Below are 336 nucleotides of genomic sequence, written 5' to 3'. Positions count from 1 at the left end.
CAGTAATATTGACCGGCCCCGTGGGTGCGGTCAGCAAACCACTGGTGTCAAACTCCAGCGGAGAGGAAGTGGCGTTAGCCTTGTCGCCATCGACCACATAGTGTGCAGTCCACTTGTTATCATCAGTTTTAACAAAGTACTGCGTCAGCGTGTGTTCACGCCCCAGCGAGTCATACACCTGTGTGGTATAGCTGTTGTTAAAGGTATCGTTATTGTCAGGATCGAAAGCGGGCGTCGCGGGTTTCGCCTCAGCGCGCGCATCCAGGTTAGCAATAAAATCGAGCGTCGAGGTGCTTTTTGCCGGCAGGCCACCCGCATTAATTTTCAGATCGCCAA

General features: G+C 53.0%; 1 protein-coding gene. It reads right to left on the bottom strand.

Annotation, left to right across the window (positions count from 1 at the left end):
- Window positions 1–336, bottom strand: a 336-nt coding sequence (locus WH277_RS01195; protein ID WP_339503899.1) for a flagellar basal body FlgE domain-containing protein, incomplete at both ends; no start/stop codon positions are given.

Source organism: Erwinia sp. MYb416 (assembly GCF_037479575.1).
Lineage (GTDB): Bacteria > Pseudomonadota > Gammaproteobacteria > Enterobacterales > Enterobacteriaceae > Erwinia > Erwinia rhapontici.
This window is presented reverse-complemented; position numbering and strand designations above follow the sequence as displayed.